The 26,358-nt window shown below is 66.9% G+C and carries 23 protein-coding genes and 1 pseudogene; 6 read left to right on the forward strand and 18 right to left on the reverse strand.

What is annotated here, in order from left to right; all coding sequences use genetic code 11:
• Positions 1–27: 27 nt before the first annotated feature.
• The 10 genes and pseudogenes from ACLIMP_RS23160 to ACLIMP_RS23205 all read right to left on the reverse strand — a co-directional run.
• Positions 28–1,854, reverse strand: a complete 1,827-nt coding sequence (locus tag ACLIMP_RS23160) for a hypothetical protein (protein ID WP_443478444.1) — start codon at positions 1,852–1,854, stop codon at positions 28–30.
• Positions 1,855–1,867: 13 nt separating this feature from the next.
• Positions 1,868–2,956, reverse strand: a complete 1,089-nt coding sequence (locus tag ACLIMP_RS23165) for a protein-glutamate methylesterase/protein-glutamine glutaminase (RefSeq protein WP_443478445.1) — start codon at positions 2,954–2,956, stop codon at positions 1,868–1,870.
• Positions 2,957–2,959: 3 nt separating this feature from the next.
• Positions 2,960–3,772: a CheR family methyltransferase gene (locus ACLIMP_RS23170; protein ID WP_132469715.1), complete on the reverse strand. Its 813-nt coding sequence runs from the start codon at positions 3,770–3,772 to the stop codon at positions 2,960–2,962.
• Between the two features lie 121 nt (positions 3,773–3,893).
• Positions 3,894–4,373, reverse strand: coding sequence for a chemotaxis protein CheW (locus ACLIMP_RS23175; RefSeq protein ID WP_443478446.1), 480 nt, complete (start codon positions 4,371–4,373; stop codon positions 3,894–3,896).
• Complete coding sequence (locus ACLIMP_RS23180) at positions 4,370–6,166, reverse strand: methyl-accepting chemotaxis protein (RefSeq protein WP_054435952.1); 1,797 nt, start codon at positions 6,164–6,166, stop codon at positions 4,370–4,372. The genes ACLIMP_RS23175 and ACLIMP_RS23180 overlap by 4 nt, the downstream gene beginning before the upstream one ends.
• Positions 6,167–6,225: 59 nt before the next feature.
• On the reverse strand, positions 6,226–7,911 hold the full coding sequence (locus ACLIMP_RS23185) for a methyl-accepting chemotaxis protein (RefSeq protein WP_443478447.1): 1,686 nt from the start codon (positions 7,909–7,911) through the stop codon (positions 6,226–6,228).
• Positions 7,912–7,925: 14 nt separating this feature from the next.
• Positions 7,926–8,453, reverse strand: coding sequence for a chemotaxis protein CheW (locus ACLIMP_RS23190; protein ID WP_324699347.1), 528 nt, complete (start codon positions 8,451–8,453; stop codon positions 7,926–7,928).
• Positions 8,454–8,456: 3 nt separating this feature from the next.
• Entirely contained in the window at positions 8,457–10,496 is a 2,040-nt protein-coding gene (locus ACLIMP_RS23195; protein WP_443478448.1) for a chemotaxis protein CheA, read from the reverse strand.
• Positions 10,493–10,861: a response regulator gene (locus ACLIMP_RS23200; RefSeq protein ID WP_054435948.1), complete on the reverse strand. Its 369-nt coding sequence runs from the start codon at positions 10,859–10,861 to the stop codon at positions 10,493–10,495. Before ACLIMP_RS23200 ends, ACLIMP_RS23195 begins: the two co-directional genes overlap by 4 nt.
• Positions 10,858–11,172 (reverse strand): annotated as a pseudogene (locus tag ACLIMP_RS23205) (STAS domain-containing protein); the annotation flags it as partial. The gene ACLIMP_RS23200 and the pseudogene ACLIMP_RS23205, both read right to left, overlap by 4 nt.
• 253 nt (positions 11,173–11,425) lie before the next feature.
• Between ACLIMP_RS23205 and ACLIMP_RS23210 the strand changes: the two are divergent.
• The 6 genes from ACLIMP_RS23210 (at position 11,426) to ACLIMP_RS23235 (ending at position 17,618) form a co-directional block, all read left to right on the forward strand.
• Positions 11,426–12,733 carry an MFS transporter gene (locus ACLIMP_RS23210; RefSeq protein ID WP_324699343.1) on the forward strand — a complete coding sequence of 436 codons (1,308 nt, stop codon included), beginning with the start codon at positions 11,426–11,428 and terminating at the stop codon, positions 12,731–12,733.
• Between the two features lie 24 nt (positions 12,734–12,757).
• The gene (locus tag ACLIMP_RS23215; RefSeq protein ID WP_443478449.1) at positions 12,758–13,330 is read left to right on the forward strand and encodes a DUF1993 domain-containing protein; all 573 of its coding nucleotides are present in this window, start codon (positions 12,758–12,760) and stop codon (positions 13,328–13,330) included.
• A 171-nt stretch (positions 13,331–13,501) separates the two neighbouring features.
• Positions 13,502–15,574 (forward strand): FUSC family protein, encoded by a 2,073-nt coding sequence (locus ACLIMP_RS23220; RefSeq protein WP_443478450.1) that lies wholly within the window; start codon positions 13,502–13,504, stop codon positions 15,572–15,574.
• Between the two features lie 97 nt (positions 15,575–15,671).
• On the forward strand, positions 15,672–16,610 hold the full coding sequence (locus tag ACLIMP_RS23225) for a LysR substrate-binding domain-containing protein (RefSeq protein ID WP_443478451.1): 939 nt from the start codon (positions 15,672–15,674) through the stop codon (positions 16,608–16,610).
• Between the two features lie 179 nt (positions 16,611–16,789).
• A complete protein-coding gene (locus ACLIMP_RS23230) occupies positions 16,790–16,960 on the forward strand; it encodes a hypothetical protein (protein WP_165913308.1) in 171 nt (56 codons plus the stop codon).
• A 61-nt stretch (positions 16,961–17,021) separates the two neighbouring features.
• Positions 17,022–17,618: a hypothetical protein gene (locus tag ACLIMP_RS23235; protein ID WP_324699338.1), complete on the forward strand. Its 597-nt coding sequence runs from the start codon at positions 17,022–17,024 to the stop codon at positions 17,616–17,618.
• A 296-nt stretch (positions 17,619–17,914) separates the two neighbouring features.
• On the opposite strand, the gene ACLIMP_RS23240 is transcribed toward ACLIMP_RS23235, so the two are convergent.
• The 8 genes from ACLIMP_RS23240 to ACLIMP_RS23275 all read right to left on the reverse strand — a co-directional run bounded on the left by ACLIMP_RS23240 (position 17,915) and on the right by ACLIMP_RS23275 (position 26,171).
• Positions 17,915–18,283, reverse strand: a complete 369-nt coding sequence (locus ACLIMP_RS23240) for a DUF779 domain-containing protein (RefSeq protein WP_324699337.1) — start codon at positions 18,281–18,283, stop codon at positions 17,915–17,917.
• Positions 18,284–18,356: 73 nt separating this feature from the next.
• Positions 18,357–19,388 (reverse strand): alcohol dehydrogenase AdhP, encoded by a 1,032-nt coding sequence (gene adhP, locus ACLIMP_RS23245; RefSeq protein ID WP_132469689.1) that lies wholly within the window; start codon positions 19,386–19,388, stop codon positions 18,357–18,359.
• 97 nt (positions 19,389–19,485) lie between these two features.
• A complete protein-coding gene (gene adh, locus ACLIMP_RS23250) occupies positions 19,486–21,006 on the reverse strand; it encodes an aldehyde dehydrogenase (protein ID WP_324699336.1) in 1,521 nt (506 codons plus the stop codon).
• Positions 21,007–21,152: 146 nt separating this feature from the next.
• Positions 21,153–22,112 (reverse strand): GAF domain-containing protein, encoded by a 960-nt coding sequence (locus tag ACLIMP_RS23255; RefSeq protein WP_324699335.1) that lies wholly within the window; start codon positions 22,110–22,112, stop codon positions 21,153–21,155.
• Positions 22,113–22,168: 56 nt separating this feature from the next.
• Positions 22,169–22,648: a Csu type fimbrial protein gene (locus tag ACLIMP_RS23260; protein ID WP_443478452.1), complete on the reverse strand. Its 480-nt coding sequence runs from the start codon at positions 22,646–22,648 to the stop codon at positions 22,169–22,171.
• Positions 22,645–24,948 carry a fimbria/pilus outer membrane usher protein gene (locus tag ACLIMP_RS23265; protein ID WP_443478453.1) on the reverse strand — a complete coding sequence of 768 codons (2,304 nt, stop codon included), beginning with the start codon at positions 24,946–24,948 and terminating at the stop codon, positions 22,645–22,647. The genes ACLIMP_RS23260 and ACLIMP_RS23265 overlap by 4 nt, the downstream gene beginning before the upstream one ends.
• Positions 24,949–24,960: 12 nt before the next feature.
• Positions 24,961–25,704: a fimbrial biogenesis chaperone gene (locus ACLIMP_RS23270; protein WP_443478454.1), complete on the reverse strand. Its 744-nt coding sequence runs from the start codon at positions 25,702–25,704 to the stop codon at positions 24,961–24,963.
• A gap of 2 nt (positions 25,705–25,706) precedes the next feature.
• Positions 25,707–26,171, reverse strand: coding sequence for a Csu type fimbrial protein (locus ACLIMP_RS23275; RefSeq protein WP_185999456.1), 465 nt, complete (start codon positions 26,169–26,171; stop codon positions 25,707–25,709).
• Positions 26,172–26,358: the final 187 nt, after the last annotated feature.

A 26,358-nucleotide genomic window follows, 5' to 3' on the forward strand; every position in this document is an offset into this window, starting at 1 on the left:
CGAAGCAACGAGGGGGCCGGGGCCCCGCTAGAAGAGGCCGTCGTCGAAATCGTCGTCGTCATCGAACATATCGGCGGAATCCGGGGCCGATGCGCCGGCTTCCTCTTCCGGCAGGAAGCCGCGATGGATTTCACGTTCCCGGGCCATGGTATAGCGCGCCGCGATCCGGTCGAGCAGTTCGGCGGATGGAGCGAGGCCCTCTTCCGGGATTTCCGCGCATATCCGGCCAAGGCCAGAGAGCCGTTCTGTCACCGCCATCAGCGGGCCGCCGACTTCGTCCTCGCAATCGATCTTGCCGGTCGTATCCTCAAGGATTTCGGCAACGGCCAGGGCGCTGCGGTCCAGCTCTGACAGGCCCGCGCCCATTCGCTGCCCGCCTTCGCGGATGCAGGTGAGCGATTCTGCCAGCGCCTGCCCCGCGTCCGCCGGTTCGTCTTCCTGCGAACCGCGAATGACGCCCGCAGCCGACGTCAGACCGTCGAAGGACAGCGCGATGGCGGAGGCGATCGTCTCCAGCGTGGCGGCAAAACCGCGAATCTCGGAGGCGACCACGGCCAGTCCCCGCCCCTCGGTTCCCATCCGGTAGCAGCGCAAGTCGGTATTCCACGCCATCTGCTGCACATCGCCGGTGATGCGGTGCACCGTAGCGAGGCGCAGCGCGAGATTTTCGGCGGTGGACGAGGCCCGGTTGCTCAGGCGGTTGGAGCGGGCATCGGCCTCGCGCAGTTGTTGGGTCACTGCGGCGACTTCGGCCACGCTGCGTTCGAGCACGTGAAGGAACACGCCCTCCTCATCGCCTTGTGGGCTATCGCCTGTCCCGCGCATTTCGAGCAGCATCACCGCGCTCGGCCCGATGCCGCGCAGGCTGCTCGCCAGCAGGCGGGATTCGCGCTGGAACGCCTCGAGCGTATCGAGGGCCTGCGCCGCAAGCAGCGCCAGGGCATGGCCGCCGACCGCTTCCGCCACTTCGGCACCGAACGCCGGGCCCTGTTCCAGAAATGCATCGACGTCGCTGAGCCCGTCGGCGACGTGTTCCAGCCGCTGGCGGGTGCTGTCGCCGACCTGCAGGGCGCCCAGCGCGGTCCCCACCTGCGTGCGGATATCCCTTGCCGCCGCCGAAATCCGCACGGCGCGGTCCGCCTGTTCGATCTGGTCGCGCTGCAAGGCCACGGCATCTTCGGCCAGCTTGCGCGGAATATGCGGAACGACCAGCGCGCATTCGACCGCAAGCTGGCGTTCGACCTCGAACATGCCGGGAACGGCTTCGGCCAGCCAGGCGATCTCGCGCGAGATGCTCTCCATCTCCTGCTCGCCAAGGTCGAGCTTGGTGAACATCATGTCCGCGAAGCTCGAAAAGTCGCCGGAACCGGCTGCGGCCACCTTGATGTTGAGGCCGCAGATGCGCAGGAAGCTAAGCGTGCGGTTGACCTGTTCGATCTGCACCGCCAGCGCCGCGCTGGCCTGTTCGATCATCTTCAGGGCATCGCGCCGCGCCGCCTGGATCGCGGGCAGGCACGTGAGACGGTCGGCGGTGCGGCGCATGTTGCCCACCGCGACATCGGCAGCGTCCCGCTCGAAGGCGTTGGTCACGCTTTCCAGCGCTCCGATCAGCCCTTCGACGATCTCATAGGCGCGGCCGAGCGCCGTGCCCGCCGATACGAAGCGCGCGTCAAGACCGCTGGCGATCCCGGCCAGCGCATCGCGCAGTTCCGCCAGCGACGGAGCCGCGAAATCGGGCGCGGGATCGGCAGGGAGCGCGGCGAGCGGCAATCCGTCTGCCAGAGGGGCACCCTCCAGAAGGGCGCCTTCAGGCGCGCCGAGCACGGGTTCGGGGAAATGGGCGGTTGTCGTCATCGGGCGGTCGTTTCTATCGATTGGTGGCCGCGAGCACTTCGCGGGGAATGGCGCCAAGCGGGATCACGCGGTCTGCCGCACCGCGCGCAATGGCTTCCCTGGGCATGCCGAAGACGATCGAGGTCGCCTCGTCCTGCGCGAAAGTGCGGGCCCCGGCCTGCTTCATTTCCAGCAGGCCGCGCGCACCGTCATCGCCCATGCCGGTCATGATGACGCCGACCGCGTTCGATCCGGCCGCACGCGCGGCGGAGCGGAACAACACGTCCACCGAGGGGCGATGGCGCGAGACCAGCGGTCCGTCCTTCACCGAGACATGATAGCGCGCGCCCTGCCGTTCGAGCATGAGGTGCTTGCCCCCCGGCGCGATCAGCACATGGCCGCGCAGCACCGGGTCGCCGTCGGCAGCTTCCTTCACGTCGACCTCGCAGAGACCGTCGAGCCGCCGCGCGAAGGCACGGGTGAAGTTTTCCGGCATGTGCTGCACCACCACCACGCCCGGCGCATTGGCGGGAAGCGCTTCCAGCACTTCGCGCAAGGCCTCGGTTCCGCCGGTGGAGGCGCCGAGGCAGACGACCATTTCGGTGGTACGGCTCATAGCGCGGCCGCTGGGCGGCGGCAGCACGGCATCGGCGGTGAGCTTCTTGGCCGGGCCTTCCGGCTTCGCCTCGCGCAGGGCCGGGCGGCCGCGAACGCGGGCGCGTGACGCGCCCTTCACGACATCGCGGATCTGCAGATGATGCTCGGCCAGATGGTCCGCCACGCCGATGCGGGGCTTGAGGATCACGTCCACCGCGCCGGCCTCCATCGCCTGGAGCAGCGTTTCCGAGCCTTCCTCGGTCAGCGACGAACACATGACCACCGGGATGGGGCACTGCACCATCAGCTTGCGCAGGAAGGTGATGCCGTCCATGCGCGGCATCTCGACATCAAGGGTGATGACGTCGGGCACTTCCTCCTGAATCCGGCGCGCGGCGCTGAACGGATCGGGCGCGGCGCCGATCACCTCGATCTCCGGGTCTTCCTGGAGGATCGCGGTCATCGTCTGGCGGACGCTGGCGGAATCGTCGATGACGAGGACGCGGATCTTCTTGGCCGCAAGCATGGGTCAGGCCTTCCGGAACACGGTGTTGGCGACTTGCGTGAGCGGCAGGTCATGGCCGGTGATCGATTCCGAATGCCCGAGGAACAGGTGCCCCCCCGGCTTCAGGCAATCGACGAGCTGCGAAACGACCTTACGCTGGGTCGGTTTGTCGAAATATATCAGCACGTTGCGGCAGAATATCAGGTGCATCGGCTCGCCCACGGGGTAGCGGTCGTCCATGAGGTTGAGCCGCGCGAAGCCGATCGCGCTGCGCAGGGCGGGCACCATGCGCACGTCGCGCCGGGCCGGATCGCGCGAGGACATCACGTATTTGCGCTGGAGGGCATCGGGAACCGGATCGACCAGTTCGCGCGGATAGATGCCGCTGCGCGCCGTTTCGAGCACGTCGGTATCGAGATCGGTGGCGAGGATGCCGTAAGCCGGGCCGTCATGGGTCTCGGCGTGATCGTCGAGCACCATGGCCAGCGTATAGGGTTCCGGCCCGGTCGAGCAGGCCGCGCTCCACGCCCGGATGGTGCGGACGCCGCGTGCGCCCAGTTCGGGAAGGACCACCTTGCTCAGGTATTCGAAATGGCCCGGCTCGCGGAAGAAATCGGTCTTGTTGGTGGTAACCGCGTTGATGAGCGACAGCCCTTCCCGCGCCAGGTTCTCGTCCGCGAAGATGTAGTCGCAATATTCGTCGAGCGTGCGCGCGCCCGTTGCCCGCTGGCGGCGGCGCAGGCGCCCTTCGAGCATGGTCTTCTTGCTATCGGGCATCTTGATGCCGGAATAGTCGAAGATATAGGCCGCCAGCCGCGCGAAATTGCGCTTGCTCATCGGATCGCCGGCATGGGGCTGTGCGGGGGACGAACTGCGGATTGCGGGGGCGGCTGCTGACATCTGCGCGGTTCCGGGTCGTGAGGAGGGGAAAGGCGGCGTCCCCGAAGGGACGCCGGGCTCAGGCGGCGGCCTGCGAGGACAGGCGCGTGGCTTCCTCGGCCGTGAAGATGCGCGCCATGTCCACCAGCACGGTGAAGCCCTCGTCGCGCTTCACCACGCCGCCGATATATTCGGAAGGCCAGCGCACGCCCACGTCCGGGGCGCCGCCGATCTGGTCCGCGCGGAAGCTGGTGACCTCGATCACGCGGTCCACCACCAGCCCGAGCACCAGCACGCGGTCCTCCAGCGGGATGTCGATCACCAGGATGCGCGTCGCCGGGGTCGGTTCCACCGGCGACAGGCCGAGCCGCAGGCGGAAATCGATCGTGGTAATGCCCTCGCCGCGCATGTCTGTAAGGCCGAGCAGGTAATCCGGGCCGCCCGGAATACGGAAGGTTTCGCGGTAGTCGAGGATCTCGCGGACCAGTGTCACCGGCACCGCGAAGATCTCCGCCCCCAGACCGAAGGTCACGGCCTGGATTTCCTGCCCATCCGTCATGCCGCGTGCATCCCGAAAGCATCGTCGTGGTCGTCCGGGCCGCCCATGGCGAGGTCCAGCGCGAAGCCGTTGGGACGCGCCTGCCCGTTGCCGCTGGAAGGACGCTTCGCGCCGATCTTGAGCGGGGCCTTGATCGGCGCCGCCTTGCGCACCGGCGCAGCGGTCCGGCCCGGCGCCTTGCCGACGTTGTCGACGCGGAAGTAGGCGATGCTGGCCTGGAGTTCCTCGGCCTGCGCCGCCAGTTCTTCCGAAGTGGAGGAGATCTGCTCCGAAGCGCCGGCGTTCTGCTGCGTCACCTGGTCCAGCTGCTGGATCGCCTGGTTGATCTGGCCCGCGCCGATGTCCTGCTCGCGGCAGGCGGCGCTGATCTCCGAGATGAGTTCGGCGGTACGGCGAATATCGGGCACCAGCCTGGAGAGCATCTCGCCCGCTTCGGTCGCCGCGTCCACGGTGTTGGCCGAAACCGCGCTGATCTCGGCGGCCGCGCCCTGGCTGCGTTCGGCCAGCTTGCGCACTTCCGAGGCAACCACCGCAAAGCCGCGTCCATGTTCGCCGGCACGCGCCGCCTCGACGGCCGCGTTAAGGGCCAGCAGGTCGGTCTGGCGGGCGATTTCCTGGACGATGCCGATCTTCTCGGCGATCGTGCGCATCGCGCCCACCGCACGGTCCACCGCGATACCGCTGGCTTCGGCGTCCTGGGCGGACTGGCGGGCGATCTTCTCGGTCTGGGCCGCGTTCTCGGCGTTCTGCTTGATGTTGGCGGACATCTCTTCCATCGATGCCGAAGCCTGTTCGGCGGCGGCGGCCTGTTCGGTGGCCCCCTGCGAGACCTGCTCGGACGTCGAGGAAAGCTCCTGGCTGCCGCTGGCGACATTGTTTGCCGCAACCGTGGAATCGCCGACGACACCGCGCAGGCGCTCGATCATGCGGACAAGGGCATGACCCAGCTTGTCCTGCTCGGACAGCGGCTTGTGGCTGACGGTCAGGTCGCCGTCGGCGATCTTGTCGGCCAGACCCGCGCTGACGCGCAGGTTCGCGGTCATCTTGTTGACGGTATCGACAAGATCCCTGATCTCGTCGTTCGAGGTCACTTCCACGTCATTGTCGAGATCGCCGATCGCCACCGCGTTGATCGCGGTGCCGACCCGGGCAAGCCCGCGCGAGACGATCAGCGAGATCCACACCGCGCCCACCAGCGCGCCAAGGATGGCGACGATGGCAACCGTCAGCAGCGTGGCGCGCGCCGAGGAATAGAGCGCATCGGTCTGCCGGTCGACCTGCTGCATGTCTTCCCGCGCACGGGCGACCAGATCGTCGGTCTGCTTGGTCACGCGGTCCAGCACGTCGCGGGCGCTGCCCAGCGCCAGTGCGGCCGCTTCCTCGTTCTGGTTGGCCCGCGCAAGGGTGCGGATGCGCGTATCCAGCGGCTTGAAGTTCTCGAACGAGGACCGCATTTCGCGCCAGGTCTGCTTGGTTTCGGGCAAGGCATTCGCATCACCCTCGTCCAGCAGCCGCTCGAACTCGGACATCGAGCGCGTGGCCTTGTCGTCGAATTCCTTCACCAGTTCCGGGTCGTTCGTCATCGTCATGTTGCGCTCGTTGCGCGCAAGGGTGCCGAACACGACCTGTACCTGCTGGGCCCGGTCGAGCCGGGCGGCGGGGCCGCTGATGAGATCGCTGATCGCGGTGTTGAGCGTGCTCAGACGCGTCAGGCTGACGCCGACCACGACGGCCAGCAGGATCAGGATTATGGCGAATGTCACGCCCAGCTTCATTTTAATCGTAGCGCGCATGGGAAATGGAACCTTGGGACCCGGATGGGGGGAAAGAAACGGTAATCGGCGTCGGCGCGTCAGGCCGCGTGAGTGCTGAACGCCTCGTCCTCGCTGTCAGGCCCGCCGGTCGAGAGATCGAGCGCAAAGCCGCGGGCGCGGGCCTGCTGGTCGGCGACCGAGAGCGAACGGGGAGTGCGGGTGGGAGCGGCTGCCTTGCGGGCGGCGGCCACCGGCTGGCGGAATGTCACCGGCGCGGCCTTGCGGCGCGTGCCGTTCCCGTCGGTGCGGAAGTAGGCGATCGAAGCCTGAAGCTCCTCCGCCTGCGCGGCGAGTTCTTCCGACGTCGTGGAGATCTGCTCGGAGGCGCCGGCGTTCTGCTGCGTCACCTGGTCGAGCTGCTGGATCGCCTCGTTGATCTGCCCCGCGCCGATATCCTGTTCGCGGCAGGCCACGCTGATCTCCGAGACCAGTTCGGCGGTACGGCGGATGTCGGGCACCAGCTTCGAGAGCATGTCGCCGGCTTCGGCAGCAGCCTGCACGGTCTCGGTCGAGACGGCGCTGATTTCGGCTGAAGCCTGCTGGCTGCGCTCGGCAAGCTTGCGCACTTCGGATGCGACGACGGCAAAACCGCGCCCGTGCTCGCCCGCTCGCGCGGCCTCCACCGCCGCGTTGAGGGCGAGCAGGTCGGTCTGGCGGGCGATTTCCTGGACGATGCCGATCTTCTCGGCAATCGTGCGCATCGCGCCGACCGCACGGTTCACCGCCACGCCGCTGGCTTCGGCATCCCTGGAGGACTGGCGGGCGATCTTTTCGGTCTGCGCCGCATTGTCGGCGTTCTGCTTGATGTTGGCGGCCATCTCTTCCATCGAGGCCGAGGCCTGCTCGGCAGCGGCCGCCTGTTCGGTGGCGCCTTGCGAGACCTGCTCGGAATTGGCCGAAAGCTCCTGGCTGCCCGCCGAAACGTTCTCCGCCGCGACCGTGGCATCGCCGACCACGCCGCGCAGACGCTCGATCATCGTGTTCACATGGCCCAGCAGGTCGCTGATCTCGTCGTTCGAACGGATCTGGGCCGTGCGGGTAAGGTCGCCCTCGGCCACCTGGCTCATGGCATCCCCCGCCGACTTCAGGCCCCGCGAGATCAGCAGCGCGAGATAGGCCGCGGCGGCCACGGTGATGATGAACCCGGCAACACCCATGCCGATCATGAGCGAGCGCGCCGACCCGTAAGTGATCTCGGTGTCCGCGTCGGCCTTGGCCATCTTCTCCTGCTGGAGCTGGACGAGGTTTTCGACCGTCTTGGTCACGGCCTGGGCCCGGTCGCGCGATTCGCCCATGGTGAGCGCGGTGGCGGCGGCCTTGTCGCTGCGGCTGAGCTCGCTGACGTGCTGGTTCACCGGCTTGAACGCGTTCCACTGGTCGCGCAATTGCGCCCACGATGCCCGCGTCTCTTCCGAAGCGTTGGCATTGGCCTGTTCGACCTGTTCCTCCACCCGGTCGCGCCAGGTGACGATGCGAGTTTCGAGTTCGCGGATCTGCACCGGATCGTCCGTCAGGACGAGGTTCTTCTCGGAACGGACCATCATACTCACCCCGCCGTCGATGGCGCGGGCGCGGTCAAGCTGCTTTGCCGGCCCGGCCACGAGATCGCCGACCGAATCGTTCAGCGTCGACAGTCGGGAAATGCCGATCCCGATGATCGCTGCCATGATGATGAGGAGGAGGACGAAAGTACCTCCGAGCTTCAGCTTGATGGTTGCACGCATGATGGCCCCCCGGCTCAATGAAGTGTGGATGGCTGGATCGCGGCGGAATCGGTTCCGCCGACCAGTGAACGAAAGATGGCGGCAAGATCGGGCAGGACGACCACGCCGTCCTGCCGGCGAACCAGTTCGCGCACGAAGTCGCGCCGCCAGCGCAGGCCCACGGCGGGCGGGCTCTCGCTCGCGCTCTGCCGGAGCGTCGTCACCTCGTGGACCTTGTCCGTGCGGATGCCGATCTGGAACGTCTCGCCCTCGGCCTCGGTCTCGATCACGACGATGCGGCTGTCCACCGTGGCTTCGGCCGCGGGCATGGCGAAGGCCAGCCGCAAGTCGGCGATCGGGATGATCTTGCCGCGAAAGTTCACCACGCTGCCCAGCAGCGGCGCCGCGCCGGGAACGCGGGTTTCGGGCAGGAGATCAAGGATCTCGCGAACCAGCGTGGCCTCCAGCGCGAAAGTCTCCTCGCCGAGGTTGAAGGTCAGCACTTCGAGCTGGCCGGCGGCATCCCACCGGGTGGCTGCCTGGTCTTGGAACGGTTCGCTCATGACTTATCCGGCGGCGCGAAGCCGCTCCTCCTGGTTCTGGCCCAGCATGACGAGCTGGACGACATCGAGGATCAGGGCGACACCGCCATCGCCGAGGATGGTGGCCCCCGCGAAAGTGGCGACGTCCCGATGCAGCGGCGACATCGACTTGATGACGGTCTGGTGGCTGCCGATGATCTGGTCCACCACCAGCCCGACGCGCTCGGCGCCAGTGGCGATGACGACGATCTTCTGATGCGGATCGGGCCGGGTGCCGGTGTCGAAGATCTCGCGCAGGCGCAGGAACGGCACCAGCCGGTCGCGCAGGGTGATGAAGCTGCGGCCGCGCGAACGCAGGTCTTCCTCAAGGCTGAGTTCGAGGCATTCCTCGACCGCGCCGAGCGGGATCACGTAGCGGCCGTTGCCCACCCGCACGAGCAGCCCGTCGATGATCGCCAGCGTCAGCGGGATGCGCAGCACCACGGTGGAACCCTCGCCCGGCGCCGACGTGATGTCGATCGCGCCGCGCAGGCTCTCGATGGTGCGCTTCACCACGTCCATGCCCACGCCGCGCCCGGACAGGCTGGTGACCTGCGCCGCCGTGGAGAAGCCGGGATGGAAGATCATCTGGAGCAGTTCGTGATCGGAAATCTGCTGGCCGGGCTGGATCAGCCCCTGCGCCTCGGCCTTGGCGCGAACGCGCACGCGGTCGATCCCGCGCCCGTCGTCGCGGATGGTGATGAGCACTTCGCCGCCCGCCTGATGGGCGGAGAGGCGAACCTGCCCAGCGGCAGGCTTTCCGGCGGCGATCCGGTCTTCCGGCGTTTCCAGGCCGTGATCGCAGGCATTGCGGATCAGGTGGACCATGGGATCGGCCAGACGCTCGATCATGGTCTTGTCGACTTCGGTGGTCTCGCCCTCGGTCGAAAGCTCGATGGTCTTGCCGGTCTCGCGCGCAAGATCATGGACGAGGCGGCGGAAGCGGCTGAACAGGCTGGCCACGGGAACCATGCGCAGCACCATCATGGTATCGCGCAGTTCACCCGCGAGCCGCTCGATTTCCTCGGAGATCGAACGCAGCGCAAGTTCGTTGCCGACCGCCGAACCGCTGCCGGCGGCAAGCTGCGAAAGGCGGCTCTGGACGATCACGAGTTCGCCCACCCGGTCCATCAGCTCGTCCAGACGCTCGGCGGGAACGCGCACGCTTTCGCCCGCCTTGGCCGCCGGACGGCCGGCGGGATTCGCGCCGTCCTGCGCCGGTGCGGCCTGAGGCGCAGGTGCAGCCTCCACGGCGGCGGGGAGCGCGGCGGGCGCCTGATCTGCCGGTAATTGGGCAACCGCCTCGGCAGGAACATCGTCCAGCGGCTCGATAGTGAGTTCCATGTCGTCCATCACGAAGATGAACACGTCATCGATGTCATCGCGCGAGATGTCGCCGCGAAGTTCGACATCCCAGCCGATGTGGCACTCGGTCGGCACCAGATCGGCCAGCGGCGGCACGGCATCGGTGCGCGCGGCGATCCGGCAATCGCCAAGATCGCGCAGCTCGTCCAGCAACATCAGCGGGTTGGTGCCGTTGGCCATGGCATCGGCGGGAAGCCGGAAGAACAGCCGCCAGCCGTTCCGGGCGGCGGAAGCGGCCGCAGGAACCGCACCGGCAGCGGCAATGGCAGTGGCGGGCACCGTGTCCGCGCCGTCGATCGCGGCCTGGAGCTGGGCGAGGATCGCCGTGCCTGCGGCCTCCAGCCCGGCGCCGTCGCCTTCGATCAGCGCGCGCATGTGGTCCCGCGCCGAGAGGATCACCGCGACCAGTTCCTGCGTCGCCGGGGCCAGCCCCTTGCGCACGCGGTCGAACGCGGTCTCGCAATGGTGAGTGAAATCGGCCAGCGCATCGAAGCCGAACATCGCGCCCGAGCCCTTGAGCGTGTGCAGCCCCCGGAACACTTCGTCGATGAGCGCGCGGTCCTCCAGCCGGTGGCCGAGGTCCAGCAGGCCCTGCTCGAGCTGGTCGAGCAGGTCGCCCGCCTCGACGCGGAACGCCGCGACCGGATCCTGCGTATTCAACGGCCCAGCACCTTGCGGGAGACCTTGATGAGCTGCTCCGGCACGAAGGGCTTCACCAGCCAGCCGGTGGCGCCGGCCGCCTTGGCCTGCTGCTTCATCGCGTCATCGCTCTCGGTGGTGAGGAAGATGATCGGAATCCCGGCCTGCTCCGGCGCCTTGCGCAGTTCGCGGATCATCGTCAGCCCGTCCATGTTGGGCATGTTGAGATCGGTGATGATAAGGTCGAACCGCTTGGCGCCGGCCGCGTTCAGCCCTTCGACCCCGTCTCCCGCTTCGGTGACGTCGTAGCCCGCGCCGGTCAGCGCGATGCGGATCGCCATGCGCAGGCTGGGGGAATCGTCGACGGTAAGGATCGAGGCAGTCATTGCGGCAGTTCTCCGTGGAACCAGAATTCGAGGTCCTGGGGGGTGGGGTCCGTCAGGAAGCCCGCGCGTTCGAGCAGCGCGGCAACCGGACCGCCGGCAGGATGCGCCAGACGCAGTTCACGGCCCGCGCGCATCCAGTGATCCCGCGCAGAGTAGACGATCTCAAGAAATGCAAGATCGACTTCGACAAGTGACGACAGGTCAAGATCAAGATCCTGCCCCGCATCGAACCCGGCAAGAATATCCTGCCTGAACTGATGCGCGGAACGCACCGTTACGGAACCTGGAACTGCTACGACCTGGCGCATCGCTTCCTCTTGGTATTGCCCATGAGCGCGATCGTTTCGGCGCGGCGGGCGGCCTTGTTATTTCTAGACGAAATCCCGCCGCGCCGGACTTTCCGGATCGGATTTTTTAATCGTTTGCGGCAGATCTTGTCGTTTGCGGAAAATGGCGTGCCCGCAGCGAAATTTCCGCGCGGCGGCGCGGTTGCGGGGCGGACCGGGTTCGCGGACGCCCAAGGCGCTGGACCGGCGGCGGCATTTCCAATAGGCCTCTGCCCTGATGACGGCTCACCTTGCAGAACCCGACCTCCGGGATCACCGGAACAAGCGCCTGAAGGCGATCCTCGGCGGTTCCACCGGCAATCTCGTCGAATGGTACGACTGGTACGCCTATTCGGCCTTCACGCTCTATTTCGCGCCGCACTTCTTCCCGAGCGAGGACCGCACCGCCCAGTTGCTGAGCGCGGCGGCAATCTTCGCGGTGGGGTTCCTGATGCGGCCGATCGGGGCATGGCTGATGGGCGTCTATGCCGACCGGCACGGACGCAAGAGCGGGCTCACCCTGTCGGTCGCGCTGATGTGCGCGGGATCGATGCTGATCGCGGTGACCCCGTCCTACCAGACGATCGGCATCGGCGCGCCGCTGCTGCTGGTCCTTGCCCGGCTGATGCAGGGCCTGTCGATCGGCGGCGAATATGGCGCCAGCGCCACTTATCTCTCCGAAATGGCGGGCCGCAACAACCGGGGCTTCTTTTCCAGCTTCCAGTACGTCACCCTGATCGCGGGGCAACTCGTGGCGATCTGCGTGTTGCTGACGCTCCAGGCGGTGCTGAGCGAGGCGCAGCTTGACGCGTGGGGCTGGCGCATTCCCTTCGTGATCGGCGGAGCGCTGGCGGTGATCGTGTTCCGCGTGCGGCGCGGCATGGCGGAAACCGAAAGCTTCGAGAAGGCCCGCGCCGAAGGGGCGCCGCAATCCGGCTTCCTCGAACTGATCCGCAGCCACCCGCGCGAAACGCTGACCGTGATGCTGCTGACCGCGGGCGGGACGATCGCCTTCTACGCCTATTCGATCTACATGCAGAAGTTCCTCGTCAACACGAGCGGGCTCAGCCGGGAAACGGCCTCCGCGATCAACGGCATCACGCTGTTCGTATTCATGCTGCTGCAGCCGCTGGCGGGCGCCCTGTCCGACAGGATCGGGCGCAAGCCGCTGATGATCGGTTTCGGCGTGCTGGGCGTGCTGTTCACCTATCCCATCTTCGCGACGCTGGCGACCACCAGGAACCCGGTCACCGCCGGATTGCTGGTCATGGCCGGACTGGTGATCGTGACCGGATATACCTCGATCAACGCGGTGGTGAAGGCCGAACTGTTCCCCGCCCATATCCGCGCGCTGGGCGTGGCCCTGCCTTATGCGCTGGCCAACACGCTGTTCGGCGGCACCGCCGAATTCGTCGCGCTGTGGTTCAAGCAGGCTGGGGTCGAACACGCCTTCTACATCTACGTCACCGTGATGATCGCCATCTCTCTGGCGATCTACATCCGCATGCGGGACACCCGCCAGCACAGCCGTATCCTGGAAGACTGACGGACAGGATCAGGAGCGCCTCCGATGTTGCTTACCCAATTGCTCGTTCCCACCTACACGCAGATGCTGCGCGGGCTGGCCGCATGGCTGGACAAGGCTTCCACACAGGAAACGGCCGCCGGCGGCGATGACGAGGCGCTGCTGTCCGCGCGGCTGGCGCCCGATATGTTCCCGCTCGCCGCGCAAGTGCGATTTGCCTGTTTCCAGGCGCAGGAAGCCGTTCATCGCCTGAAGGGCGAACCCGTGCCCGAGGCCCTTCTCGAAGTGCGCCGCGAAGGCTGGAACGCCGCAGAGCAGCCCGGCACCATCGCGCAGGCAAAGGCCCGCGTGGCCGAGGCGCTCGACCTGCTGAGCGCGCAAGGGGCCGACACGCTTGAGGGCGGCGCCGATCTGCCGATGACGATCGAACTGCCCAACGGCATGAAATTCGACATGACCGGCAGCGAATTCGCGCGCGACTGGTCGCTGCCGCAGTTCTATTTCCACCTCAACGCGGCATACGCGATCCTGCGCAGCCATGGCATCGAACTGGGCAAGGCCGACTATGTCTCGCACATGTTCGCCTACTTGCGCCCCGACACCGCGCCGCAGGCCTGATACCCCCGCTTCGCCGCCGCCGATTGTCTCCCATGAGGAGACAGTCTGTAGCCTGACCGCAGACTAGTGGCATGGCTCCGCAGCCCATAGCGCCGGAGCCATGCAGACCCAGACCGTATCACGCCGGACCTGCCCGTCCCGCCCCGAGCCCGCCAAGGCGGGCGAGGCACGATGACGCCGTCCATCGCCGACCGTTTCGGCGTTACCGATGCGCTGTTCTCGCTCAAGTGCCTGGCGGCGGCGGCGCTCGCCTATTACCTTGCGCTCACCTTCCAGTTTCCCAAGCCGTTCTGGTCGGTGATGACCGCCTATATCGTCGCCAGTCCGATGACCGGCGCGGTCCATTCCAAGGCGTTGTTCCGCCTTTCCGGCACCGCGATCGGCGCGGCGGTGGCGGTGATCCTGCTGCCGAACCTGCGCGGATCGCCCGAATTCCTCACGCTGGCGCTGGCCGGCTGGCTGGGCCTGTGCATCTACCTCGCCGTGATCGACCGCACCGCGCGGGCCTATATGTACCTCCTGGCCGGGTTCACCGCGATCCTCGTTTCCATGCCGATCATCGACCGCCCCGAAGCCGTGTTCAACACCGCCGTCTCGCGCGTGCAGGAGATCGCGCTGGGCTTCTTCTGCGCCGGGCTGGTCCATTCGCTGGTTTTCCCGCGCAGCGTTTCCGACCGCCTGCTGGCCCGCGTCGACGCGATCGTGCTCGATGCCGAGCGCTGGTCGATCGACACGCTGGACGAAGCGAGCACCGTCCGCCTCGCGCGGGACCGGCGCCAGCTGGCGCTCGACATTGCCGAACTGCACCAGCTTTCCATTCACCTGCCGTTCGACACCGGCCGCAGGCGCCTGCGCGTCGGCGCGGTGCGGGCGCTCCAGCAGCAACTGGCGATACTCGCACCGCTTGCCGCCGCCGTGGAGGACCGGCTTCACGAGCTTCGCGGCGAAGGCCATGCCGATGCCCGGCTGGACCGGCTCGCCGCGCAGGCCCGCGACTGGCTGGACCGCGATGACGGCGGCTACCGCGAGGAAGCCGCAACCTTGAGAAGGCGGGCACAGGCGCTGGAGCCCGAGGTCGGCCCGGACATGGCAGCGCCGGACTTGCTGAAGCTGGGCCTGCTCGTTCGCCTCGGCGAACTGATCGAGGCGCATTGCCACTGCCGGGACTTGCGCCGCCAGCTCCACGCCCCCTCGCGCGCCGCCGTCAGCACGGACGTGCCCGCCCTGCTCGGCAGCGCGGTGCCGCGCGCCCTCCACGAAGACCGGGGCATGGCGCTGCGCTCCGGCCTCAACGCGGTGGCCACGGTCTGCGTCGCGGTGGCTTTCTGGCGGCTCACCGCATGGCCGAGCGGGGACGGCGCGGTGATGATCGCGGCGATTTGCTGCTCCCTCTTCGCCGGGTTCGACCAGCCCGCCGTGCTGCTCAACAAGTTCCTCGCCGGCTGGGTGATCGCCACGTTCGCCGCCATCGCCTATGCTTTCGCGATCCTCCCGCGCGTGACGGAGTTCGGCGTGCTGATCGCCGTTCTCGCCCCATACCTGCTGGTGGGCGGATCGCTGCTGGCCAGGCCCCCACGGGCGCTCATGGCAACCGGGCTGCTGCTGGGCCTGCTCAACACGGTCGGCCTCAACGAGGAATATGCCGAGCATTTCCCGACCTTCATCAATGTCGCCATCGCCCAGCTTGCCGGCGCGGTGCTGTCGGTGGTGATGCTGCGCATCTTCTCCACGGTGGGCGCAGGGCGAAGCGCGGAGCGCATCGTGCAGGCGAGCTGGCGTGACATCGGCCGGTTCGACGCTCCCGGCGCGCCCGCGCCGGGCGCCTGGATCGGCGTGGCGCTCGACCGGATCGGCCTGCTCGCGCCGCGCCTTGTCGCCACCGGAGGCAATCCCGGCGCGGCCCTGCTGGACGGACTGAACGATCTGCGCGCCGGGGCCGCCCTGCTGCGGCTGGGCAAGCTCGAACGCTCGTTACGCGGGGATGCGGCGGCGGCACTGGCCGCGGCAAGGCAGGCCGTCGCCGCGCACTACCGCGCGCAGGCCGCCGCCCGCATGGCCATCACCCCGCCAAAGATGCTGGAAAGCACGATCGATCACGGCATCCGCACCCTCGCCGCGTGCGAACCTGCCCATGCGCGCGAAGGCGTGCTGGCGCTGCTGACGCTGCGCCGCGTGTTCTTCCCGCACGGCCATCCGCCGGGCAGGCCGCCCGCCCCGGACGGCATTCTCGACCGCGCGGCCTGACCCCCTCGCCATGGCCCCTTCGCGAAATGCTTGTAATCCGGCGCCGGTCCGGGAATGGCAGCCTGAAGGATCGGAACGCGGCAAAGGGGAGCGCGGCATGGAACTCGAAGACTTGCGCAGCTTCGCCATGGTCGTGCGGCATGGCGGTTTCTCGGCCGCCGAACGCGCCACCGGCGAGGCGCGCGGAAAGCTGTCCAAGCGGGTCGCCAAGCTGGAGCGCGAACTCGGCACGCGGCTGCTGGAACGCTCCACCCGCAACGTGCGCGTCACGGATGTCGGCCAGGAAGTCTACCGGCAGTGCGAAGTCATCGCCGACGGCCTCGCCGCCACCCGCGCCATCGCCGAGCGGGCGCGCGAAGACGTTTCGGGACTGCTGCGGATCAGCTGCCCGCCGGGCCTTGCCCGCTATCTCGGCGCGGAGGGGCTGGCCTCATTCCTCGCCCGCTATCCGCAAGTGCGGCTGGACATGCACCTCACCAGCCGCCGGGTGGACATCATCCGCGAAGGTTTCGACATCGCCCTGCGCGTCGACGTGGAGGAGGAAACCGATCTTTCGCTGACCATGCGCCAGCTCGGCCGCAGCCAGCGCATCCTCGTCGCCAGCCCGGAATTCCTCGCGGGCCTGCCGCCGATCGGGATCGACATGCTCCAGAGCCTCCCGACGCTCACGATCGGCGAACACGCCGAGCATCACCGCTGGGACATGACGAGCGAAACCGGCGAACGCGCCCGCATCTTCCACCGGCCCCGGCTGTGCAGCAACGATTCCACGATCGTGCGCGAAGCCGCGCTCGACGGACTGGGGGTGGCGCTGCTCCACGAACAGGGCTGCCGCGCGGACCTGCTACAGGGGCGACTGCTGCGGGTCCTGCCGCAATGGCATACGCGCGAAGGCATCGTCCACATGGTCTTTGCGGCGCGGCGCGGCATGTCGGCAGCGCAGCGCGCCTTCATCGACCACTATGCCGCCCAGCCGTTCTTCCCGCCGCTGCCGGACACTCCTAATTGCCCGTCTCCCCGCGCCACGAACCGATAGATCGCAAGCGCGAAACCAGCTACTGCCCAACCGGGCTCTGGTACGTTTAGGTGTCGTTCAACACGATTACGAACTAGCCATGACGCAAGCTTTTGCGTATAGTCCCCAGATCACCGTCCAGAAACGCGCGTCGGTGACTGAGAGACACACTGCGCTCCCCGCAAACAGGAGAGCCGGATATGGACCTCAATCAACTTCTCTTTCACCATCAGATCGCCGTGATGCGCGGCCATCCCGGCGAAGCTCCCTCGCGGGGTTCGCGGTTCGATATCGTTGCTCACTACGAGCGGCGCATCGCCCGCCTGCGGCGGGAAACGGGCACTACGCCCTACCCGGACTGGTCGCGTTGATGAGGCTGGAAACCGCTTCGTCCGGGGGCGCGAGCCGATCCTAGATCTCGTGGAAACGCCGTTGCCGGCGACGTCGCCTGACCGCGCCGTCGTCCCCGAAGCAGTGGGCCGGGCCCACCGGACGCTGATGCACGCCTGCGACTTCTGGGTGCGCCATGCCCGGCTCGCCCCCGCGCCTTGTTCCGCAGCACCGCGCTTTCCGGGGCGGCCCGTGCCGGCAATCCCTTCGTCTCTGGCGCTGTCCGCCTTTACGCGGATGAGCGGCAACCGGTTGCACGAACTCGACCGCTTCCTTTCCGTCCTGCTGGATGCCGTGGCCGCGGGACATGGCGGCCACGATCACGATGACCGCCATTTCGCCAGCCGGCACAACACCTCCGGCAAGCTGCTGGTCGTCGAAGGCATGCTCGGGATGGAACACCACGCCCGCGCGCGGCTTCTGGCCATCGGGCGGATTTCCGCGCTATTGCGCCATTGCCCCAGCCCCGCCGATACACCCGCCCTGCGCGCGGACCTGCAACTGGCACTGGGCCGCGACACCCCCTGCCCGCCGCGCGCAGCGCCCGATTCCCCGATCCTGACCCGCGATTCCGTGCTCGTGATCTGCCGGTTCTATGCCACGCTGGGCGACCGGGTCCTGGCGGCGGCGGCCCGATAAGCGAGAACCCGGCGAATTCGCTGGGGACTCCGCCAAGGCGATGTTAGGCTCTCTCGTCGGGTGCGATTCCCGGCAGGCGGATCAAGAGGTCTTTCGAACTCCAGTACCAAGGAACAGGGCATTGCAAGCGGACATGGTCACCCTCGAAGCCCTGATAGTCGGAACGACTATCCTCGTTCTCATCTTCGGTTCGCGGGCGGTCTCGTCCCGCTGGCAGCAGGCCCGGGTGCGGCGCGCGGTCAGGGTTTCCAAGTAGGCCGCCGGAGGCGGCCGGCAGGCCCTTCTCGCAGGCTCAATCAACTTTCGGCGAGCAGGGCCAGTTCCTCTGCGCTGAACACCCGCCCCCGCGTCAGGAAGCGTTGCTCGCGGCCGTTGTCGAGGCTGAACATCCCTCCGCGACCGGGAACGACGTCGAGGATGAGTTGCGTGTGGGCCCAGGCTTCGCCCTGCGCGCGGCCGATATAGATCGGCGCTCCGCCCACTTCGCCGAGAAGCCGATCGCTTTCGCCGATGCGGAACTCCCCTTGCGGATAGCACATCGGCGAAGATCCATCGCAGCACCCGCCCGACTGATGGAACAGCACAGGACCGTATTCGGCCGTCAGTTCGGCGATCAACGCAAGTGCCGCCGGGGTTGCGGCGACCCGTTCTACCTCATTCGTCACCCCGGCGAACTCCCTCCAAATCCGCTGCGTCGGCCCCGTCCGGAGACAACGGACCGGCGCAGCGTCGCTGAATTCAACCGGCCATATCGAGAACCACGCGTCCTTCGATCTGGCCCTTGTGCATACGGTCGAAAATGGTGTTGATGTCTTCGATCCGCGCGGTCTCGATCGTCGCCTTGACCTTGCCCTGCGCGGCAAAGTCGATCGATTCCTGAAGATCGAGCCGGGTGCCGACGATCGAACCCCGCACGGTAATGCCGTTAAGCACCATGCCGAAGATGTTGAGCGGGAAATCGCCCGGCGGCAATCCGTTGAGAGCCACGGTGCCGCCCCGCGCGACCACGCCGACCGCCTGCGCGAAAGCCTTCTCGCTCACCGCCGTAACCAGAGCACCGTTCACTCCGCCGCCGGTTTCGCGCTTGATGATCGTTGCCGGGTCTTCGTTTCGCGCATTGACGGTGATCGTCGCGCCAAGCCTGCGGGCAAGGTCGAGCTTGGCATCGTCGATGTCGATGGCCGCGACATTGAGGCCCATTGCCACTGCGTACTGCACGGCCATGTGGCCCAGCCCACCGATCCCGCTGATCGCCACGTAATCGCCGGGTTTGGTATCGGTCATCTTCAGGCCCTTGTAGACCGTGACACCGGCGCAGAGCACCGGTGCGATCTCGGTGAAGCTGATGTTGCCGGGCAAGTGGCCGACGTAATTGGGATCGGCGATCACATAGTCGGCGAAACCGCCATTTACCGAATAGCCGGTGTTCTCCTGCGTCTCGCAAAGCGTTTCCCAGCCGCCAAGGCAATGAACGCAGTGCCCGCAGGCGCTGTAGAGCCACGGCACCCCGACCCGGTCGCCTTCCTTCACATGCTTTACGCCCGCGCCGACCTGGCTGACAAAGCCGACGCCTTCGTGGCCCGGTATGAACGGCGGGTTGGGCTTGACCGGCCAGTCCCCCTCCGCGGCATGAAGGTCGGTATGGCAAACGCCCGACGCCTGGATCGCGACCTGTATCTGGCCGGGGCCGACTTCGGGCACCGGCACTTCGTCGATCGTCAGCGGCTTTCCGAATTCACGCACGACGGCAGCCTTCATGGTCTTGGCCATTGGGTAATTCCTCTCGGGACTAGGTCCGGTTTTCGGGATTGGGGGGCGCGCCCCGCCATCGGGAGAGAGCGGAGCGAGGCGCGCCGGGGGGCGAAGCTCAGAAAAATCCGAGCTTCCGGGGGCTGTAGCTGACCAGCATGTTCTTCGTCTGTTGGTAGTGGTCGAGCATCATCTTGTGCGTTTCGCGCCCGATACCGGACTGCTTGTAGCCGCCGAACGCCGCATGGGCGGGATAGGCATGATAGCAGTTGGTCCAGACCCGGCCGGCCTTGATCTCGCGGCCGAAACGGTAGCAGGTATTGGCATCGCGGCTCCACACGCCGGCACCGAGGCCGTAAAGCGTGTCGTTGGCGATGGCGAGCGCCTCGTCGGCGTCCCTGAAGGTGGTAACGGAAACGACAGGACCGAAGATCTCCTCCTGGAATATCCGCATCTTGTTGTGTCCCTTGAACACCGTCGGCTTTACGTAGTAGCCGCCCGCAAGCTCGCCTTCGAGTTGCGCGGCCTCGCCCCCGATGAGGATTTCGGCGCCTTCTTGGCGGCCGATATCGAAGTAGGAGAGGATCTTCTCGCGCTGCTCGGAAGATGCCTGCGCGCCGATCATCGTCGCCGGGTCAAGCGGATTGCCCTGCAAGATCGCGGCCACGCGCTGGAGCGCACGTTCCATGAAACGGTCGTAGATCTTCTCGTGGATCAGCGCGCGGCTCGGACAGGTGCAGACTTCGCCCTGGTTGAGCGCGAACATCACGAAACCTTCGATCGCCTTGTCGAAGAAGTCGTCGTCAGCCGCGGCCACGTCCTCGAAGAAGATGTTGGGCGATTTGCCGCCGAGTTCCAGCGTGACCGGGATCAGGTTCTCGCTGGCGTATTGCATGATGAGACGGCCGGTCGTCGTCTCGCCGGTGAAGGCGATCTTGGCGATGCGGCTGGACGAGGCCAGCGGCTTTCCGGCCTCCAGGCCGAAGCCGTTCACGATGTTGAGCGTGCCGGGAGGCAGCAGGTCGCCAACGATTTCAGCCCAGACCATGATCGAGGCGGGGGTCTGCTCGGCCGGCTTGAGCACCACGCAGTTGCCCGCCGCCAGCGCAGGCGCCAACTTCCATGCCGCCATCAGCAGCGGGAAGTTCCAGGGAATGATCTGCCCGACCACGCCCAGCGGTTCGTGGAAGTGATAGGCGACGGTATCGTTGTCGATCTCGCTGAGCGTGCCTTCCTGGCCGCGGATCACCCCCGCGTAATAGCGGAAATGGTCGATCGCCAGCGGCACGTCGGCGGCCATTGTCTCGCGGATCGGCTTGCCGTTGTCCCAGGTCTCGGCCGTGGCGAGGCATTCCAGGTTCTCCTCCATCCGGTCGGCCACGAGATTGAGGATGCGGGCGCGTTCTGCCACCGAGGTCTTGCCCCAGGCATCCTTGGCGGCATGGGCAGCGTCCAGCGCGGCCTCGATGTCGGAAGCGTCGGAACGGGCGATCTGGCCCACGACCTTGCCATTGATGGGGGAAGTATTGTCGAAATAGCGCCCGGCGTTCGGAGCGACCCAGCGACCACCGATGAAGTTGTCATAGCGGGCGGAGAAAGGAGCCTTGAATGCGGCCCGTTCCTGAACAAGTGCGTCCACGGATATATCCTCTCTTGCGGCGCCTGATGGCGTCTCGTCGTCAAGGAGTGTTGCGCAGTTGAAACGATTGCGGAAGCGGGGGGCCGTGTTGCTAGCCGCCCTGCTGTCTCAACGGCGAGACAGTTTCACCGAACGGATGATCTGCCTCAGCGCGAAAGCCCGGCCTTCGCCATGCGGCGATAGAGAGTTGCCCTGCCGACTCCGAGAATGCGTGCCGCCGCACTGGCGTTTCCGCCAGCTTGCGCCAGCGCGCGGCGCAGGATCGTGCGGTCTCCGTCCTCGAACGATGGGCCGCGCGTGTCGGTGCCGAGCAACTGGTCCAGCGGGCGTGGCTGTGCCAGCATCGCGTCGGTCAGGCGCAGTTTCATCCTTGCGCCGCGACTGGCGCCGATCACCAGATCGTCACGATCCGTCGCGAGAAGCGCGGAGCCATGAGTCGGGTCCTCGGACAGGAACACGATCCGCGCACCGGCGAAATGCTGGCAGAAATAGTCCCGCTCGATACGCCGCGCGGCATCCCGCACGAGCGCCGACACCAGTTCCGCCATCGCCGGGCCATGATCCTGCCGATAGCTCGACACGTCGAGCGCACCGATCAGGCGGCCGCTGTGATCGTGAAGGGGGGCATCCATGCAGCTTATGCCGACATTGCGGCTGGCGAAGTGCTGGTCCCGGTGGATGACGACCGGCTGATCCTCGAACAGGCAGGTGCCGATGCCGTTGGTGCCTTCTTCCGCCTCTCCCCAGCGGCCGCCCTCGACCAGCCCGACGGCATTGAATTCATCGGCATCGCCGTCGCACACGCGGCGATCGAGCACGATGCCGGTCGGGTCGCTGAGGATGACACCGCAGCCGGATCGGCCCACTGAACGAAACATCTGGTCAAGCACCGGCTGCGCCACCGTGAGCAAGGCGGCATGTTCGCTGCGCCGATGCGCCAGCAGGGCGGCTTCGACGCGCGAACGCTTGGCTCCGGTGCCGGGATCAAGCCCATGATGCAGGAGCGAGCGGCACCAGGATGCAGTAACCGCAGAAGTGCCGGCGCTGCTCGGCGAGCGCACCGCGTCGAGTACCACGTCGATATGGCGAGGGCCGTTCCGACTCATCTCATCTCCTGCCGGGAAGATCACCGGCATCCCCCGCGAAGTCAAACGCTGAGCGATCAGTACGTGACCGTGACCGTCACGGTGTCCGTGTAGGGGCCCGGCTTCACGTACTGGTGCGTCGGAATCCGGCCGTAGGCGGTAACGGTGGCGGTATAGCTGAGCAGTCCATTGAAAGGCAGCGATACCCCGGCCGTGCCGCCCGAACCATCGCCCCACAGGGTAGTGTAGGTCGCGTCGGAATAGATGTTGTAAACCAGTTGTTCGCTGCCCTGTACCATGCGCCGAAGCGGGATGCTGCTCGCCCCGCCCGGGCTCAGGGCCACGTCGATATTGCCCAGCAAGGCGGCCACGCCCGAACAGTTTATCGTGACCGTGGCATTGGCATCGCGGGGGCCGGGCGAACTGGGATCGTATGGCCCGAAGGCAAGTCCGGTCGTCGAAGCGGAGCAGGTGCACAGGACGCAAAGCGCCTGCGCCGGCGATGCGAGGGACGATCCGGCGGCCATCGCCAGAAGCAGCAGGGTTTTACGCATCATTGTCCAGTCTTCCATGGAACCGCCGTGCAGGTAACGGCCAGCGGCGCCGCCAAGGCATCGGCGGGAGCGCTGGACGGCAGCAGGACACGGCACCGGCTCCCGCCAGCCCCCTCCACCGTCAGGATCGCGCGCGCCTGATAATCGGCAAGGAAGACCTCCCCGTCGTAACCCGTGAACATGGCGTCTCCTTCCCCCCCGGTCACGACAAGGCCGGGTGGCAAGGGAGAACCTCCCTCATCCACCAGACGCAAGCGGACGGGATGCACCTCACGACTGCCGAACGAGACCCGCGCGGCCTGTCGCCACCCCGGCGCGACGACCTGTTCGGCAGCGCCGAGTTCGCCCGAAATCGGCAAATCGGACGGATCGATCGATATCCGGTTGGCGACATAGGGCTGAAGACCGGTCACCACGGCCAGCCGCCCTCCCCCCGCCCTTCTGGCAATGGGCTGGTTTTCGAGCATGACGTCCACCGCGCTGGAGCCCGGCACCTCCACCACCGCCAGGGCATTGTCGACGCTGGGCGTGGCGACCAGCCCTCCGCCCGTCACGACGAGAGCGCCGCGCGCCTCAAGCCGCGCCATGATATCGCCGCCCCGCCGGGCCGCAGCAATATCGAGTTGCCCCGCAGCCGCGCGCAGGGTTGCCGCTCCCTCCACCCAGACACCGCGATCGTCTTCATATCCGCCCGCCGCGCGGTACCCCAGCCCCCGACCCGATGGCGCCGCCTTCTCATACGTCGCCGCGGCGCTTTCCTGGTCGGCATAAAAACCCACGTGGCGCCCCTGGCCCAGCGGCAAGGTCAGGCTCGCGAATCCCGATGTCACGGTGCCGTCGTCGCTGTCGAAACGCTGCGCCCCGAGGGACAGAAAAACCCGGCCCACGTTGGTCGAATACCCCACCGACGAAATCGACTGGTGGCGACGGCCCTCCACGATGCGCAGGTAGCTTGCATTGAGCCCGCCCAGCCTGCCCAGCACCAGACTGCCCGAGACGGTGAGTTCCCGCCGCGCTTCCCGCTCGCGCACATTGTCGCCCACCTGCCTGAAGCCCGCATCCGCAGCCCGGTAGCTCGCCGTGATCGAGTAGCCCGGCGTCAGGCGCTGGAACTGGACCTGATAGAGGCGGCCGTGTCCGGCATCGCCCTGCGAGGCGGCCGCGCTCAGCCGCATTTCGCCGATGGGCTGGATCACCAGTGTCGCCGCGCCCCCTGCCATCCGCGTCCGCCCGCTGCCCTCGGCGCGGCCTTCCAGGGTCAGGACCGGGGTGAGGCCCCGGCGATAGGAGGCAGCCGCAAAGGCTTCGCCATAGGCGAAACTGCGGTAGCCATAGTCCTCCCGCAGCGCTCCGGCCTCCAGCGAAAATTCCGATAGGCCGGGGCGCAGCAGTGCCGTGCTTGAATAGAAGCTGCGGCTTACGGTCCGCTCGTTGCCGGCAATATCGCGCACGATCATCGTCACTTCCCCCGCTCCGGTGAAACGGGGCCGGTAATCGAACGCGAACCGGCCGGGTTCGACTGCGAGCGACTGGCTGGCGGCTCGCGATGCAAGCTCGACCGTGGAAGGCAGCAGTGCGCTGCCGCTGACAGAGGGGAGCGGATAGGTTATCCGGGCGGGATCGAGCGAGAAATCGGTTCCGAAGCGAATACCTCCGAAGCGGGCCGACTGGCTCCACGCGGATCCTCGCGTAAATGTGTCCCCCACCGAAAGGCGCTGGTTTTGTTCGGGAAAATCGCGGACAAAGGTGCTGTCGAGGCGGGTAACGGATGATCGCGTGCTTTCGGCCAGTGCGCTCGTGCCCGCCACGCCCCACGGGCCGGATACTCCGGCATCGACCACGGCGGAGGCAAAGTTATCCCGCTTTTGCCGCGTGAAATGAAGGTCGTAATCGATGAAGGCCACGGGGACCGCCTCCGCAACCGGCACCGCGCGCTCGCTGGCGCCGATGCGCGTTTCCGGCAGATGAGCGGGATCGACGTCGAGCAGCAGGTTTGCGCCATCAGGATCGAGGCGGCCGGCAATGCCCTGTTCGCTGCCGATCTCCAGATAGCTTTCACCCTCGATCTGCACCTCGGTGCGGAACGCGGTGACTATGCCCCACTCGCGCAGGTCGGACACGCGAACGAAAATTCGTTCACCATCCACGACGACGAGACCCGGCCGCTGGAGATCGCGGCCGTTCAGCACGATTCCCACCGGCATCGGCGTCTCGCCCTGCTGCGCCTCGGCCGCCGTGCCGCAAAGACAGGCTGCGACGGCAAATGCCGTCCATGCCGGACGATAGCGTGAACGCCTCGCCATGGCGCCTCCCTGTCACTGGCCCGCGCCGGCCGAAACGGCGGCTCGTGACGGGGTGATCGATCCTTCGTCGGTCTGGATGAGGACCTCGGCGATCGGGCTGGCCTGTGAAAGCGCTACAGGAATCTCGAAGCGCCCTCCCGCCAGGAGGTAAAATCCGCGCTCGACCCGCTGCCCCGCGCCGGAAGACGGTTTGAGTTCCAGTGAGATAACCCGGATGTGCCGGCTTCCGCTATTGGTGAGAACAACCGATTGCCCTCCCTCCGGCGTCCTCACCAAGGTCCACGAGATATTGGGGGAGGCCCCGTCCGGCGCCCGAAACACGGGCACGCTGATGCGCAGGAGCGCGCGGATTTCCCCGGGCACGGTAATGCTGACCGGCGTGAGCAGTTCATCGAACACCAGCCGCCAGGTCTGTTCGATAGCGCCTTCGGCCGGGGGCAGACTGCAGCGGATGAGGCGCGACTCCTGCGCCTTGAGCGTCACGATCGTCGGATTGATCTGAAATCCCACCGCCGTATCCAGCACGTCCGCGCCGCGTTCGTCCTTGGACCAGCGATAGCCGCGAACCTGAACGCTCACCGGCTGGTCTCCGTCATTGGCGATGCTGAGCGAGCAGAACTGCTTGCCGGCCTGCACCTCCACCCGGATCGGCGTCACCCGCAAGGCGCTGGCGCCCGCGCTTGCGCCGAATGCGGACAATGTCGCCAAGACGGCCAGCGCGCCGAGGACGAACCGCCGGGGACCGGAAGGCCCCATGTTCAGTAATTGACCGTGACGGTCACACTGTCGGTATAGGCGCCGGCCGGGACGTTCTGCGACGCCGAGATACGGCCATAGACGGTCAGGAGCGAAGGCACGGCGGTAGCCGTGGTCGCGGTGGGCGTATCGGTGCCGGGCGTGTTGCCCCAGTTGGTCGTGTGGTTGATGTCGCTATAGAGAGCGTAGGACAGCCGGTTGGTGCCGTTGGCCATCTGCCGGGTGGTGACGGTCGCGCCGCTCGTCGAACCCGGATTGAGGCCCACGGTGAAGGACGTGCCGCTGGTACAGGTGACGGTGATCGTGCTGTTGGCATCCTTCACCGATCCCGAGGTGGGATCGTAGGTCCCGAATGCCAGCGGGGTGGCCACCACGATGCAGGCTGACTGGACGGTGGCGGTGACGGCCATCGGCGCGGTCGCGGTGGCCGCATGGGCGCCGGTGGTCATGAAGGACGCAGCGAGCATGGCAATCGCGGTGGCTGCGGAACACGTCCCGGGGCGGAATGAGATGCGATGTGAGTTCATGTCGCCGCATCTAACGGAAAGGCTTTGAGAATCTCATTCGCACCGGGTTTCGGTCTTTGCGGAGAAGCCAGACATCTTTGCTTCAGACCCACGCTCGCCCAAAGGCAAGGGCCGGGCCCTCGCGCGA

Source organism: Novosphingobium aeonii, from assembly GCF_052279045.1.
Taxonomy (GTDB): Bacteria; Pseudomonadota; Alphaproteobacteria; order Sphingomonadales; family Sphingomonadaceae; genus Novosphingobium.